The organism is Pigmentiphaga sp. GD03639, from assembly GCF_029845405.1.
Taxonomy (GTDB): domain Bacteria; phylum Pseudomonadota; class Gammaproteobacteria; order Burkholderiales; family Burkholderiaceae_B; genus Pigmentiphaga; species Pigmentiphaga daeguensis.
On sequence record NZ_JAOCLR010000014.1, the window covers coordinates 67,317 to 82,355 of the forward strand.

At 69.5% G+C, this 15,039-nt stretch carries 12 protein-coding genes; 4 read left to right on the forward strand and 8 right to left on the reverse strand.

The window, feature by feature from the left end; translation table 11 throughout:
• The first annotated feature begins 12 nt into the window (after positions 1 to 12).
• Both N5K27_RS16160 and N5K27_RS16165 read left to right on the forward strand, forming a co-directional pair.
• The gene (locus tag N5K27_RS16160) at positions 13 to 2,958 is read left to right on the forward strand and encodes an EAL domain-containing protein (RefSeq protein ID WP_279817529.1); all 2,946 of its coding nucleotides are present in this window, start codon (positions 13 to 15) and stop codon (positions 2,956 to 2,958) included.
• A gap of 17 nt (positions 2,959 to 2,975) precedes the next feature.
• On the forward strand, positions 2,976 to 3,131 hold the full coding sequence (locus N5K27_RS16165) for a hypothetical protein (RefSeq protein ID WP_165963175.1): 156 nt from the start codon (positions 2,976 to 2,978) through the stop codon (positions 3,129 to 3,131).
• Between the two features lie 8 nt (positions 3,132 to 3,139).
• Here N5K27_RS16165 and N5K27_RS16170 read toward each other — a convergent pair whose 3' ends face one another.
• From N5K27_RS16170 to N5K27_RS16200, 7 genes are all read right to left on the reverse strand, one after another.
• Complete coding sequence (locus tag N5K27_RS16170; protein ID WP_279817530.1) at positions 3,140 to 4,069, reverse strand: LysR family transcriptional regulator; 930 nt, start codon at positions 4,067 to 4,069, stop codon at positions 3,140 to 3,142.
• 112 nt (positions 4,070 to 4,181) lie between these two features.
• Positions 4,182 to 5,168, reverse strand: a complete 987-nt coding sequence (locus tag N5K27_RS16175; RefSeq protein WP_243724532.1) for an alpha/beta hydrolase — start codon at positions 5,166 to 5,168, stop codon at positions 4,182 to 4,184.
• Positions 5,165 to 6,400, reverse strand: a complete 1,236-nt coding sequence (locus N5K27_RS16180; protein ID WP_087837801.1) for an amidohydrolase family protein — start codon at positions 6,398 to 6,400, stop codon at positions 5,165 to 5,167. Before N5K27_RS16180 ends, N5K27_RS16175 begins: the two co-directional genes overlap by 4 nt.
• A gap of 16 nt (positions 6,401 to 6,416) precedes the next feature.
• Complete coding sequence (locus N5K27_RS16185; RefSeq protein ID WP_279817532.1) at positions 6,417 to 7,400, reverse strand: MBL fold metallo-hydrolase; 984 nt, start codon at positions 7,398 to 7,400, stop codon at positions 6,417 to 6,419.
• A gap of 14 nt (positions 7,401 to 7,414) precedes the next feature.
• Complete coding sequence (locus N5K27_RS16190) at positions 7,415 to 8,293, reverse strand: MBL fold metallo-hydrolase (RefSeq protein ID WP_279817533.1); 879 nt, start codon at positions 8,291 to 8,293, stop codon at positions 7,415 to 7,417.
• 114 nt (positions 8,294 to 8,407) lie between these two features.
• The gene (locus tag N5K27_RS16195) at positions 8,408 to 9,595 is read right to left on the reverse strand and encodes an MFS transporter (protein ID WP_279817535.1); all 1,188 of its coding nucleotides are present in this window, start codon (positions 9,593 to 9,595) and stop codon (positions 8,408 to 8,410) included.
• Positions 9,585 to 10,424, reverse strand: a complete 840-nt coding sequence (locus N5K27_RS16200; RefSeq protein WP_279817537.1) for a porin — start codon at positions 10,422 to 10,424, stop codon at positions 9,585 to 9,587. Before N5K27_RS16200 ends, N5K27_RS16195 begins: the two co-directional genes overlap by 11 nt.
• A 474-nt stretch (positions 10,425 to 10,898) precedes the next feature.
• On the opposite strand from N5K27_RS16200, the gene N5K27_RS16205 reads away from it, so the two are divergent.
• Complete coding sequence (locus N5K27_RS16205) at positions 10,899 to 11,810, forward strand: LysR family transcriptional regulator (RefSeq protein ID WP_087837804.1); 912 nt, start codon at positions 10,899 to 10,901, stop codon at positions 11,808 to 11,810.
• Positions 11,811 to 11,816: 6 nt separating this feature from the next.
• On the opposite strand, the gene prpR is transcribed toward N5K27_RS16205, so the two are convergent.
• Positions 11,817 to 13,745, reverse strand: a complete 1,929-nt coding sequence (gene prpR, locus N5K27_RS16210; protein ID WP_279817539.1) for a propionate catabolism operon regulatory protein PrpR — start codon at positions 13,743 to 13,745, stop codon at positions 11,817 to 11,819.
• A gap of 143 nt (positions 13,746 to 13,888) precedes the next feature.
• On the opposite strand from prpR, the gene N5K27_RS16215 reads away from it, so the two are divergent.
• Positions 13,889 to 15,034 (forward strand): PrpF domain-containing protein, encoded by a 1,146-nt coding sequence (locus N5K27_RS16215; protein WP_279817540.1) that lies wholly within the window; start codon positions 13,889 to 13,891, stop codon positions 15,032 to 15,034.
• The last annotated feature ends 5 nt before the right edge of the window (positions 15,035 to 15,039 follow it).

Genomic DNA, 15,039 nt, shown 5'->3' on the forward strand with positions numbered 1-15,039 from the left:
CACAAGGCGAACATGCAGCCCCCTTCGGCGGAACCCTCTACCCGCATAGCCTGGGTTACAGCCAAGATCGACTGGTTCTTAAGCAACTTCTCGTACTACCTCGTACCGGCCGCGATCTTCGTCTTCTCGCTGGTGGCGCTCACGCTGGAACACAGCATCTACGACACCAACGACAATCGCACCCTGCCCTTCGCGGTGGTCGCCGACAAGAACGGCCAGACCCCTTCCGAAGCGCTGGCCGCCCTTGCGTCCGCGCCCGCGGTCCGGTTCCACGACACCCGCCTGGCCGAGACGCCGTTCTGGTTCCGCTTCACCGTTCCCCCTTCGAACACGCCGCAAAGCGTCGAGCTCCCCTCTCGCCATGCGCAGGAAATCTCGTGCTGGAACGCCGCCGGGCTGGCCCCCGTGGGCGCGGCCACGCGCAGCGGCACGTCGGGCATCCTGCAATCGGTGAAGTCCGGTTTCGCGCTGGACCTGGGCGTGCACGCCCAACCCCGCGACCTGCTGTGCCGCGCCCACTTCTCGGGCCCCGCCCGCATCACCGTCGAGGCCTGGCCGGAATCCGAGCTGGCCCTGTCGCATCTCGCCTATCACCACGCCACCGGCGTGCTCGAGGGCGGGCTGCTGACCCTGGCCGTCCTGACGCTGATGACGGCGCTGATCAACCGCGACGCGCGCTACCTCTTGTTCGCGATCTGGCTGGTCGGCAACCTGCGCCTGGGCGGCATCACCATGGGGTTCGACACCCAATGGCTGGAGCGCGCCATCCCCAACGAATGGATGGCGATGACCCGCAAGCTGACCATTGCCGCCTACTACATCGTCACCTACACGCTGTTCGCCCAGTTCATGCGCACCGAGCTCAGCCGCGTGGGCTATGCCTGGCTGCTGCGCGCCGGCGCGCGCGCCGGCCTGGTGCTGCTGGTCCTGGCCCTCTTCCTGAGCTTCGCCGCCTTCCTCCCCGCCATGTGGGTGGTGGCCTCGTTCGGCATCTTCGTCGTCATCTTCTTCCTCGCCCGCATCGTCATCGTCACGCGTTCGCGCGTCGCGCTCTGGTACGCCGCGGCGCTGGGCATCGTGCTGTTCTCCACCTTCTCCGAGGTCATCGCCGCGGCGTTCGACTTCAAGGCCCTGGTCGGCGCCCTCAACAGCGTCACCGCCGCCCTGGCGTCCAGCCTGGTGGCCGCGTTCGCGTTCGCCGAGCAGATACGCGTGGAACGGGTCGAGCGCGAACATGCCGAGGCCGAACTGCAACGCGCCTACGAAGTCACGCCCGTGGGGCTGTTCACGCTGGAACCCGACGGACGCTTCGTGCGCGCCAATACCGCCATGCAGGAGAAGCTCGGCCTGGAAGGCCGGCCGCTGCACGAATTGCGCTGGCAGAACTACTTCGAGCCGGGCGCGCTGGCCCGGCTCAAGGAGATCGCCGACCGCGGCGGCGAGGCCGAAATCCAGGCCCAGCCCATAGGCGGCATGGAGCCGCGCTGGTACCTGGCCAAGGCCACGCTGGCCCACACCCGCATCGAGGGCTCGCTGCAGGACATCACCGAACGGCGCAAGGCCACGGAACGGCTGCGCTTCCTGGCCAACAACGACACCCTGACCGGCGCGCTGAACCGCCGCGGCATCGAACACATCCTCGAAACCTCGCTGAAGCACTTCGATTCGGCCCATCCCATCGCCCTGGCCTACCTGGACCTGGACCGCTTCAAGCTGATCAACGACCTGTACGGCCACCAGACCGGCGACGAAGTCCTCAAGCAGGTCTGCCAGCGGGTCAAGTGGTCGCTGGGAGACCACCACCACATCGGGCGCATCGGCGGGGACGAGTTCATCCTCGTACTGCGCGACACCGCCATGCTGCCGGCCACCGACCTGTGCCGCCGCATCATCAGCGACATCTGCGACATGCCCTTCCAGTTGCGCCGGCGTTCGTTCCAGGTCAAGGTATCCATCGGGCTGATCGAGATCACGCCCGAGATGCGCGTCCAGGATGCCGTCTCGGCGGCCGACCGCGCCTGCCGCGAAGCCAAGAAGGGCAAGCACGGCCACCTGGTCATCTACAAGGAAAACGCGCCGGCCTTCCAGGAACGCGCCGAAGAGCTGCGGCTGATCGAGGAACTCGGCAGCACCTTCACGCCCACCGGCCTGTCGCTGGTCATGCAGCCCATCATGTCGCTGCGCGCGCCCGAGGCCTCGCTGGATTTCGAAGTGCTGATCCGCATGCAGGACTCGTCCGGCGCGATGGTGCCGGCCGGCAAGATCATCGCGGCGGCCGAGGCCAACGGCACCATCGGTGAACTGGACAAGTGGGTGCTGACCTCGACGCTGGTGTGGCTGACCGAGAACCTGCCGCGCCTGCCCAACACGCGCTTCGTCTGCGTCAACCTGAGCGGCGCGTCGCTGAACGACGAGGCTTTCATCGAGGACACCTTCCGCATCCTCTCGCGCTTCGGACCGGTGGTGAAGTACCTGTGCATGGAGATCACCGAAAGCGTGGCCCTGCACGACATCGCCAACTCCCGCCGCTTCATCGACCGGCTCAAGTCCTGCGGCGCCAAGATCGCGCTCGACGACTTCGGCGCGGGCTACACCTCGTTCTCGTACCTGAAGGAGTTCGCCGCCGACGCGCTCAAGATCGATGGCGGTTTCATCAAGCGCATGCACGAGCATCCGGCCAACTATGCCATCGTCGAGGCCATCGTCGAGCTGGCGCGCAACCTCGGCATGCGCAGCATCGCCGAATGGGTGGAGGACTATGCCACGGTGGAAGCGCTGGCGGAGCTGGGGGTAGACTATGTACAGGGCTGGGCCATCGCCAAGCCCATGGCGCCCGAGGACATCCTGCGCGCCAGCTCTGCCGCGAGCTTCATCACCGACGAACAGGTCCGGGCCTTCATCGCCGGCGGTTCCCAGCCGGGGCTGCCGGACGGCATGTCCGCCTGGGGCCCGCATTGACGCGGACAGGAAACCGTATGTTCCGACTCTTGCTCAACTCGACCTGGCCGCTGCTGGCGGCCTTCTGCGTGGCCTGCACGCCCGCGCCGCGATCCCCGTCCGATTCCGCGCAAGGCGGCAGCGGCATCAGCGTCTATGGCACCATAGACGCGGGCGTGGTCGTCAACCGCTAGAACCGTTCCTAGGCCGACCAGGCCGGCGCGAGCGCGGCATCGTCGCGCCCGATGTGGTGCGCGGCCCGGTGCAGGTGGGTGATCAGGTGCCGCATCAGCGGCGAGGGCAGCGAATCGCTGCGCAGCATGGCGCCCACCGTCAGGTCGTAGCCCTTCTCTTCCACGTCGATCACCGACATGAACTGGGACGCCAGCGGCTGCATGGCGATCTGGCGCGGCATCAGGCCCACATAGTCGCCCGCCGCCAGCAAGGACAGCAGCGCCAGGGTCGAATTGGCCACCGCGGCCACCGCCGGCGGTTCGAGCCCGTGCTGCTCGAACAAGGGCCGGGCATAGCCCGATTCCCCGTCGGCACCGGTGAACACCCAGCGGGCGCCCTGCAGATCGGCCAGCGTGCGCGCCTTCAGCCACGGGCTGCCCCGGCGCGCGGTGGGTACCATGGTCGTGCGGATCAGCGGCTCGATATGGAACTCGCCCGCCGACAGGTCTTCCGGTATCCCCCCCAGGGTCACGTCCACCTCGTGGGCCCGCAGTTTCTGCAATTGCGCGACATAGAGCTCTTCGCTCACGCGCAGCCGGATGCCGGGGAATTCCTGGCCGAAGGTCCTCAGCGCCTCGGGCACCAGCAACATGACCGCCACCGGCACCGCGCCCAGGTGCAGCTCGCCCACCATGGAGCCGGACATCTGCCGGATCTCGTCCACCGCCAGGTTCAGTTCGCGGCGTGCCTTGACCGAGCGTTCGTACAGGACGCGGCCCTGGGCCGTGGGCACGACGCCGCGCGAGGTCCGCTGCAACAGCGTCACGCCCAGTTCGAGCTCCAGTTCCCTGACCATCTTGGTCAATGCCGGCTGCGACGTGCCCACCCGCCTCGCCGCTCCGCGCAGACTGCCTTCCTCCACCGCCGCGACCAGCGCGTTCAGGGTCGTGAGCTTCACTAAATCTCCCTATGGCGATCCGCCGTGCAGGCCACGGGACATGCAGGCGGCTTGCCGATATTTTGCACCCGGAGGCCGCCGCCCTTCCAGTGCGCGAGCGGCCGGCTCGCCGCTACGGGGTCTGCCCGGGAAACAAGCTCTTCAGGAAGCGCAGTACCGGCGCGCTCAGCGACTCGTCGCCGGTGTTCACCGAATAGACCTGGCTCAGGTGGTTGTGCCCCCGCACGACATTGAGTTCCGGCGCGAAGCCGTGCCGGGTCACCAGCCGGGCGAACAGTTCGCCGGCCTGCACCTGCATCTGCATGGGGTCCATCTCGGCGTAGCTGATCAGCACCGGAAAGGGCGCCGCGTCGACCAGGTCCACGGTCGACATGGCACCCCATTGCGCGCGGTCCGGCCCGAAGTACGCCTCGTTGCGGGGATCCGGCGTCGGGATGCCGAACTGGCGCCGCGCCATTCCCTCCAGCCGTGCATCGTAGACGCCCGAGATGAACACCGCGCCGGCGATTCTGAGTCCTTCGGCGGGATGGAACCGCCGGACCAGCGTCGCAGCCGCGGCATGGGCCGCCCCCGCCGACTCCCCCATCAGCACGATGCGTTCGGGGTCGCCGCCGAGCCCGGCCGCGTGGGTCCTGGCCCAGGCCAGTACGGACGAGATGTCCTGGGCGCCGGCCGGCCACCGGTGGGCGGGCCCGAGCCGGTAGTTGGGCACCACGACCACGTAGCCCTGGCGCGCATAGAAATAGCCCTGGTTGGCGCTGTCCGACTTGTCGCCCCGGACGAAGCCGCCGCCGTGGACGAACACCAGGACGGGCCGGCGCGAGGCGGCCTCGGCCGGCGCGTAGACGTCCAGCCTGTGCCGCTCGTCCGGGCCGTAGGGAAGACCGGCCTCGACCTTGACCCCATCGCGCGGTTGCGCGGCCAGCAGCGGCTGGTACAGCCCCTTGGTCGCCGGCACGTCGATGACCGGCCCCATCTGCCGCAACCTGGCCTGCAATTCGGGCGGCACGCCCCCCTCCGCCGCCAGGACCGGTCCCGCGCCCAGCGGCAGCATGCCGCAAGCCACCGCGCACCACCAGCGTTGCCAGAAACGATTCATTGCCGTCCCTCCGGGGATTTGTGGAACCGGCCATCCTTCATGATCGCGGACAGCCGGGACTTGTCCTGCAGGATCGCCACATCCTGGCACGGATCGCCGTCGACCAGCAACAGGTCGGCCAGGAAGCCCTTGCGCACCATCCCCAGTTCGCCGTCCAGGCCCATGATCTGCCCGCCAAGCATGGTCGCCGCCGACAACGCTTCGGCGGGGGTATAGCCCAGGTGGCGCACGAACAGCTCCAGGTCGCGCGCGTTGCGTCCATTGGGATTGAAGGGGAAACCGTAGTCGCCTCCCGGCAGCACCCGCACGCCGCGCCGCCGCAACTCCGGCACCAGCCGTCGCTGGCGCTCCAGCACGATGGCGGCATCCTCCTTCATGTGGCGCATGTCGAAATGCGGCGGCGGCACGGCATCCAGTGTCGCCTGCACGATGCCCAGCGTGGGCGCGACGAATATCTCGTCCTTGCGCGCCTCCATCATGTCCAGCGCCTCCTCGTCCGCGTAGGTGCAGTGGTACAGCACGCGAAAGCCATGGCGCAGGCCCATCTTCACCGCCTCGGCGGCGTGCGCGTGGGCGGTCAGCCAGACGTCCGACTCGCGTGCCTGCTCGCCCGCCGCCCGCGCCTCGTCCTCGGTGTAGAGCAGCTCCATGGAGGCGCCGGGCTTGAGCGCGCTTTCCCCCGACAACAGGAACTTGAGCGATTTCGCGCCCAGCGCCGCGCAGCCCTTCACGAAGGCACGGACCGCCTCGGGCCCTCGCCCGTGTTCGTCCACCTTGCCCGGGTCCATCATCGCCGACTCGATGGGCGGCTCGCGCTCGACCGAGGAAGGAACCAGGCGCGGCCCCGGCATGCCCCCCGCGTCGATGGCCGCCTTGAGCGTGATTTCCACGGTCCTGTCCAACGCCCCCGCCGAATAGGCGCTGGTAAAGCCATGATCGAGCAGGATGCGGGCATTGCGCGCGGTATTGAGCACGAGGTCCTGTTCCGGCAGGGACATGCCGGGCACGAAGCGCTCCACCGACGTGGGCCAGGACAGATGGGCGTGGGCCTCGACCAGGCCCGGCATCAGCACGCCGCCGCGGCCGTCGACGATGCGGGCGCCTTCGCGCGGCACCGCCGCCTCGCGCGCCACCTGGACGATGCGCTCGCCCTCGACCCGGACCTCGGCCGGGAATGGCGGCGTACCCGAGCCATCGAAGACACGGACGCCGGTGAATACGGTTGCACTCATGGAGATCTCTCTTTTCTCAGAATCGTTGCAGGTCGCTGGCGATGCGCACCGGCCCCATGAAGGCCGGCTGAATGCCGCGGACATAGCCGGACAGGTCGCGCTCCCCATCCTCGCCCGGGGCCAGGTGCGTGAGCACGACTTCCTTGACCCCCGCCGCCGCGGCCAGCTTGCCGATCTCGACGGGCGTCAGGTGGTTCTGCTCCATGTGCCTGATCATGGAAGGCAGCATCGCCGGTTTCAGGTCCGGGGCGCGCTTGAGAATTCCGACCATGCTGTCCAGGTTGATCACTTCGCTCACCAGTACGTCTGCCCCCCGCGCCAGGCGCTCCACGTTCTTGGACGGGCCGGTATCGCCCGTGAAGACATAGACCCGTCCGGGCGTCTCGATGCGGAAGGCATACGACCGCGAGAACGCCGCCTGCGGACTGCCTGGCGGGAAGTGATAGTGCGTGTTCGTCACGGCCAGCACGCGGAGGTTGGCGTCGCGATAGATCTCGGCCGGCTCGTCCATCTCGGCGTCCAGGTCCGCCGCCTTGACCGTCGAAGCCAGCGGCGGCTTGCCGCCGAGGCCGCCGCCTATGGGCGCCAGTTCCACCGTACGGGCGGCGGCGACCAGGTCGGCCACCATGCGCGCGGTGCCCGGCGGCCCGATCACCGGCAACGGCTGGTAGCTGTTGAACATCCAGCGGCTGGCGAGGATCTGGCCCAGGTCGGCGTTGTGATCGATATGGTGGTGGGAAACGAAAACGGCCTTGACCTTGTGCATGGACAGCCCCGCCGCCACCATCTGGCGCTCGGTGCCCGCCCCCACGTCGAACAGATAGACGCTGTCGCCCACCACCACCGCATTCGCCGGTTCCGCGCGTTCACGCCGGATGACCGGACCTCCGCCCGTCCCCAGCGTCACGAATGCAGCCGCCGGCGCGACATCCGCGGCCAGGACGGCGGGAGGCACGGCCGCGGTCACCATCGCGGCGGCCATCATCCAGAGAATCTTCATCCCTTTCTCCATGTTCAGAAACGATCCAGATCGCGCGCCACGAAGACGTCGCCGCCGAAGGTCGTCCGGGCACCGGCCGCCAGCGCCGGCGCGGACTGCTGGAACGCCGCGGCGATGCCCAGGTGCGTGAAGACCAGGCGCCGCGCGCCCGCCTCGGCCGCGATGGCGCCGGCCTGCGCCGGTGTCAGGTGATGCTTCTTCAGGTGGTCGATCAAGGCGGGCCGCACCTGCGGCGGCATGGGCGAAGCCGGGCCGTTGAGGTTGGCGACGATGCCGTCCAGGTCGATGACCTCGCTCACCATCAGCTCTACCCCCTTGAACAGCCGAGCGACCGCGGCGCTCTCGCCGGTATCCCCCGTGTAGCCGATGCCCTGCCCATCCAGGTCGAAGCGCAGCGACAGCGACTCGGTGCCTATCCTGGCCACCGGGCCGTCGAAATGGGAATTGCGCGCCGCGCGCACGCCCTCCACGTCCACGTCACTGCCGTCCTTCAGAATCACCACCCTGACGGTATCGGCCGGCGTACGCGCGCCCCGGCCGCCGCCCACATCCTCGGCGCTGACGAGGTGGGACGGCTGCAAGGAGCGCAGGATGCCGTCGACCACTTCATCCGTGCCCGGCGGACCGTAGATGGTCAGCGTTCCCGGCGCCACCTGCATCCAGCGCAGGCCGATCACGCCTTGCAGGCCGCCGACGTGGTCCTGATGCAGATGGCTGATGAATACCGCCCCCACCCGGGAGGGCTGGTAGCCCGCGGCGGCCAGGCGCTCCAGCGCGCCATCTCCGCAATCGACCAGCCAGACCCGCTTGCCGGCGGTCAGCAGATTGGCGGGCTGCGAACGGTCGGCGTGGATGATGGGGCCGCCCGCCGTGCCCAGGGTCGTCCAGGCCATGGGCCGCTCCGCCCGCGCATCGGCGGCAGCCGCCCATTGCGGCGCGCCGCTGGCCAATGCGGCGGCCAGCAAGAACACAAAGGGAAATTTGATGGGTGTCTCCGTAGGAAATGTTCAGGTGCGCGCCAGCGTGCGCGCGGAAGGCAGGCGGCGGCAGGCCAGGTGGAAGGCGAGCACCGCCGCGCCGGCGATGCCCACCGCCGCCCAGCCCAGCGCGCCATAGCCGGCGGACTTGACCAGCGTGCCGCCCAGGAAAGGCCCGATGGCCGAACCGGTCATCAGCATGGCGGGGGTGGCGGCCACCAGCCGGCCGCTCGGTTCCAGCCGGGCCAGCACGCCGAAGGCAAAGGTATGGGTGAAGATCATCGCCGCCGAGAAGAACAGGGCTCCGGCCGCGTAGGGCGGGAACGCCGTGCCCTGCGCGATCAGCAACGCCAGCGACGCCTGGACCAGCGGCCCCCAGCACAGCACAGCCCGGGCCGGCCAACGCTGCTCCAGCACCGCGGCCAGCGGAGCGGGAAACAGGTTCACGATGCCCAGCGCGATCAACACGGCGGTCACCGCGCCGGCGCCGAATCCCCGGTCCATGCCCATGCGCTCCAGGAAGCTGAAGACCATGGCTTGCACCAGGGCCATGGCGGCCACGCCCAGGGCGCCGAATACCGCCGACGCATCGACCTCGAAACGCGCCGCCCGCCGTTCCGGCTCCGGCTGCACGCGGGGAAAGGCCAGCGCCGAGACGATCGACGCCAGCAGCATCACGCCCGCGAACGTCCAGAACAGGGCAGGACCACCGGCCCGCTCGACCAACCGGGGCGTGACACCCAGGAACAGGATGGAAAACACGCCCAGGGCCAAGCCCGCGGCCGCGAACAGGCGATGCGGCGAAGCACTGCGCCCTATCGTGCCGTGCGTGGCGCTCAGACCGCAGGCCGCGCACGCGCCGGCCAGCAGATGCAGCGCCGCCATCACCGCATAGCCGGACGCGCAGGCGATGACGGCGAACACCAGCCCGGCCAGCCCGTAGCCCGCGACGGCGGCGATCCGCGCGCATCGAGGATGGAAACCCCGCGCCAGGCCCAGGCTGCCCGCCACCGCGCCCACCAGGAACAGCGTCGCAAGGCCTCCGGCCTGCTGGGCATCGTAGCCATGGCGGCCGATCAGCGTCCCGACCCATACCGGCAGGGCGACGAGGTCGATCATGCCGGCGCAATGCGCGACCATCAGTGCCGCGCGGCTCCATCCGCACACGGACGCATCGCCGCCGCGTCCGCCAACCGGCGCCGCCGGATCAGAATACATGGCGCACACCGATCAGCCCTCCCTTGACCGAACCGTTGGCCGGCACCGCGATCCCCTCGCGCATCGCGGTCGAGGCAAGATCCGGCCGCCCGCCGAATCCGGCATGTTCGTCGGATACCCGGCCCAGGCGCACGTAGACGGCGGTGCGCTTGGACAGGTCATAGGTCGCGCCAATGTTCAGATAGGTATTGCGCCCGCGCGCCTTGGCCGCGCCCGTGGCGTATGCCAGGCCGTTGTCGCGCGCCCGGCCGACCTGCGCCACCAGGCGCAGGCTGGGCAGCGCCCACCACGCACCGCCCACCGTCCAGACGTCGGTCCGCGGCACGCCGCCGCCGGGCAGCTCGTTGCGATGGGTCCACCAGACCGCACCCAACTCGAAGTCCCCGAAACGGTAGTTGACCGCCGCCGAGAACATCCGCTGGTCGGCGTTGCCGCCCGCGGCCAGCCGCTGCCCCGCGGCCTGGAACCCCACGCCCGCCGACAGGCCGGCGCGGCGATAGGTCAGCAGGGCCGCCCGGGTATGCCTGGCGGTACCGGGACCGACGACTTGCGGCGCGCCGGGATTGGGGGCCACCGGGGCGTTCTCGCCCGATGCGAACGCCAGGGCCAGCGCGAAGCCGCCCACCGTCGGCGACCAGTAGCTGGCCACGTTGTCCAGCGATGTCTGGCTGAGATCCGATAGTTGCATCGCCAGCGCCGGCGAATACGGCGAGAAATGATCGGGGTCGTAGGGCGCCAGCGCCCCCTGCATCAGGGACAGCTGGCGCCCCAGCCGCACTTCCCCCCATTGCCGCGAGCCCAGGCCCACATAGGCGGAGCGTCCGAACATGCGGCCACCCTGCAGCAGGCTGCCGCTGTCCCGTGCTGGAACGCAGGTGCTCCACGGCGGTATCCAGCACGCCATAGATCTCCACCGCCGACCGTGCCGGCGCCGCTCCGACCGCGCCACCCAGCCCGATCATGGCGGCAGCCAATGTCGTCATCTTCATGTTCTTCGTTCGTCTCCTCGTATGGACGCCGGCTTCTCCCGCGCATCGCGTCGCCCCCATGCACGGTTGAACGCATCCCGCGCCGCGCCTGGCACAGGCACACGCATGAAACACATGGGGAAGGAATACCCGCCGCTCAGGCGGGAAGCGCGGGGCGGGCCCTCAGGGGCTCGCTGGGTGCGAAGGGCAGGCTGGCATCCGGGTCTCCTGGGCGCCGGCCTCATCCTGCGAGCCGGCTTTCTTTTGCGAGACGCAGTTTATGATCGGGTTCTCCATTTCTCCAGATTATTCAGCCAATACACTGCATCCAAAAAATGGATTGGAAAGCCATAGACCTGAATCTGCTGGTCGTATTCCAGGCCATCCTGGACCAGCGCGGCGTGACGCGTGCCGGCGAGAAGCTGGGATTGAGCCAGCCCGCCATGAGCGCGGCGCTGGCGAGGCTGCGGGACCTGTTCGGCGACCCGCTGTTCGTGCGATCCGGCCTGGAGATGAGGCCGACGCCGCGCGCGCTGGAGCTGGCCGGGCCGGTCGGAAGCGTGCTGGCCTCGATCGCGACGGACGTCCTCCAGCGCGCCGGCTTCGATCCGGCCACGACCCGGAAGACGTTCACCATCGTCACGCCCGACGTGGGCGAAGTGCATTTTCTTCCGCCGCTCCTGGCCAGGATGTCGCGCGACGCTCCCCACGCCAGCCTGCGCACGATCGCCCGGCCCGCCGTAGAGACCGCGTCGGCGCTGATATCCGGCGAAGCCGACCTGGCGCTGGGCTATTTCCCCGACCTGCACAAGGCCGGTTTCTTCCAGCAGAAGCTGCTGGAGATCCCCGTCGTCTGCCTGGTCCGCAAGAACCATCCCACCATCGGCCAGCGCATGACGCTGAAGGAATACCTGTCCGCGCCGCATGCGCTGGTCCGGCCGGACGGACGCGGCGAGGAACTCGATCGCATGTTCGCGCCGCGGCATACGCCGCGCCGGGTGGTGGTGGAGGTCTACCACGTCATGAGCCTGCTGCCCATACTCGAGTCCTCGGACCTGATCGCGGTCGTGCCCCGCGACGTGGCGCACACCTGTGCGCGCTATGCGAACCTGCGCATCGTGGAGTTGCCTTTCGCCGGCCCTTCCATCACGGTGCACCAGTTCTGGCACGAGCGCTTCCACAAGGATCCCGCCAATTGCTGGCTGCGCAGCGCGATCCACGAGATGTGCGCGGCGCTGCGCGACTGACCGGCCCTATTCCCGCGCGGCCTTGATCTTGCGCCACAGCGTGGTACGGCTGATGCCCAGCCGCCGCGCGGCTTCCTGGTGGTTGCCCTCGCACTCGGCCAGCACGGCGCGGGCATGGGCGGCCTCCTGGCTGGCGCGCACCGCCGCCAGGCTGCGCGCCGCGGGCGCCTGGCGCCGGGCCGGCGCGTCGGCCAGCATGGCCCGCACCTCGCGGCGCGACAGCGGCCGGCCCTCGGTCAGGCAGGCCATGGTCAGGCGCTCCGAGACGTTTTCCAGTTCCCGGACGTTGCCACGCCATGCGCCTTCCTTGAGCACCGGCAACGCCGCCTCCAGCATGGGGGCCACGGCCTCCTGCAAGCCCGCGCGCCCCAGCGCCGCCGGCAGCAGCCGCCGCGCCAGCGCCTCGATGTCCTCGGGCCGGTCGCGCAGCGGCGGCACCACCACCTGCAGGATGTTCAGGCGGTAGTACAAGTCCTCGCGGAAGGCGCCCGCCCTGACCATCGCCAGCAGGTCGCGATGGGTGGCGGCCACGATGCGCACGTCCACCGGAATGGTATCGACGCTGCCCACGCGCGTGATTTCCTTCTCCTGCAAGGCGCGCAGCAGCCGGGTCTGCAGCGGCAGCGGCATCTCGCCGATCTCGTCCAGGAACAGCGTGCCTTCGTTCGCCGACTCGAACAGGCCCGGCTTGCCCTGCCTGCGCGCGCCGGTGAAGGCGCCCTCGTCATAGCCGAACAGCTCGCTCTCCAGCAGCGTCTCGGTAAAGGCGCCGCAGTTGATGGCGATGAAGGGATGCCGGCGCCGCCGGCTCGCGTTGTGCAGGCCCTGGGCCAGCAGTTCCTTGCCGGTGCCGCTTTCGCCGTGGATCAGCACGGCCGCGTCGCTGTGCTCGGCGAATACCCGGCACTGCGCGATCACCTGGCGCATGGCGGCGGACTCGGCCACCACGTCGTCCAGCCGGTACCGGGCCACGCGCGAGCGCCGGTGCGTATGCGCCCGCAGCTTGCTGACGGCGCGCTCCAGCTCGCTGGATGCATGCAGCGTGAAGATGGCGCCGGTCTGCATGCCTTCGTCCAGCAGCGGGACGCGATCGACCACGACCGACTTGCCGCCCATCTCCTGTACCGTCCCGATCTCGCCCGCTCCGCGCGTCATGACCTGCCCCGGCTCGAGGTCGGGCAGCACCTGGCGCAGCGGCTGGCCCAGGGCCTCGCGCACGCGGCGTCCGGTCAGCTTGTCCACCGACGGATTGGCGGCGACGATGCGGCCGGCCATGTCCACCGCGATGACGCCGTCGTTCAGGTGATACAGCACCGAATCGAGCTGGGTGCGGCGCGATTTCTCGGCCTTCTGCGCGGCTGCGATCTCGATCGCGTCGTCGAAGGCGGCGCGCACCGAATCCAGCGAATAGACCAGGATGCCCGTCAATCCGGCCTCGTCGGCCAGGTTGGCGATCAGGCCCGGACCGACCACCACCTCGATGCCGGCCGCGGCCAGTTCCTGGATGCAGTGCCGGGCGTCCTCGGCGGTCTGGTAGGCACGGATCTGCATGGGCAGCGAGAACAGCGTCGCGAAGCGGTTCAGCGCGGGCGGCACGCGCCGGTGCATGACCATGGCGATACGGTCCGAGAACTGCCGCGCCTTGCAGATCGCCGCCATCAGGTCGAAGCCCCCCACCTTGACGAAGGCCACGGGAATGCCGACGTTCTGGCGCAGATAGGCGCCATGGGCGCCCGCCGCGACGATGACGTCGCAGGCCCGCTTTTCGCTGCGCCGGGCGATCTCGGCGATGGCGTCGTCGAAGCCTTTGTCGATGATCTCGATGGCGGCGCGGTCGGCCAGCTCGGGGCTGACGGTGCGGAAGACCTCGGTCAGCCGGTGGGCGCTGATGGCCCAGATCAGGGGCCGGCGGTCATCGGATGCGGCGATGCTCATGTTCACTCCTTTTCAATATTGAAACATGAACACGCACCAGGTGAAACACACGCCTCCCATCGCCTTGCGGCGCCGCGGCCCCCATCGATCGCGCCCGCTGGCATGCGCCTTGCAAGAAGCGGCCATTCCACTCGGAGACTTCGATGCCTCAAGCAGCCTATCCTGCCGTCTACATGCGCGGCGGCACCAGCCGCGCCCTGGTCTTCCACGACCGCGACCTGCCCGCCGGCCGCGACGCCCGCGACCGCATCTTCCTCGCCACGCTGGGCAGCCCCGATCCCGGCAAGCGGCAACTGGACGGGCTGGGCGGCGGCATCTCGTCGCTGTCGAAGATCGCCGTGGTGGGCGCGCCTTCGCGCGCCGATGCCGACGTGGACTACACCTTCGGCCAGGTCGCGATCGACGCGCCGCTGGTCCAGTACCGGGGCAATTGCGGCAACATCTCGGCGGCCATCGGCCCCTACGCGGTGGACGAAGGGCTGGTGCGGGCATCGGGCGACCACGCATCGGTCCGCATCCACAACACCAATACCGGCAAGATCATCGTAGCCGACTTCGCCCTCAGCGACGGCCGCGCCGCGGTCGCCGGCGATTTCGCGCTGCCCGGCGTGGCCGGCACCGGCTCGCCCATCCGGCTGTCCTTCCTGGACCCGGGCGGCGCCACGACGGGCAAGCTGTTCCCCACCGGCGCCGCCCGCGACACCGTGACGATCCCGGACGTCGGCACGATCGAGATCTCGTGCGTCGACGTCTCCAACCCGACCGTCTTCGCGCGCGCCGCGGACTTCGGCCTGTCCGGCACGGAGTCGGCGGCGCAGATCGACGCCCGGCCGGACGTGGTCCGGCAATGCGAGGAGCTGCGCGTCGCGGCCGCCGTCCTGATGGGGCTCGCCACCGAGGACGAAGCGCGCACCCGCCTGCGCAACCTGCCGCTGGTCTGCTTGCTGTCGCCGCCCGCGAACGTGGCGTTTGCGTCGGGCGCCTCGTTGCGGGCCCAGGACGTGGACATCACCGCCCGCATGTTCTCGGCGGGCCAGCCGCACCGGGCAACGCCGCTGACGGGCGCGATGTGCCTGGCCGCCTGCGTGCGCCTGCCCGGCACCCTGGGCGCCGAACTGGGCCGCGTCCCCACGGACGGCCGCGACATCGTCATCGGCCATGCCTCGGGCTCGCTGCCCGTGGGCGCCGCCGTCGGCGGCGGGCAGCAGCCGCGCGTGGAAAGCGCCACCGTCACGCGCACCGCGCGCCGGCTGATGCGCGGCGAGGTCTATGCCCCCACCGGACGGTGACGCCG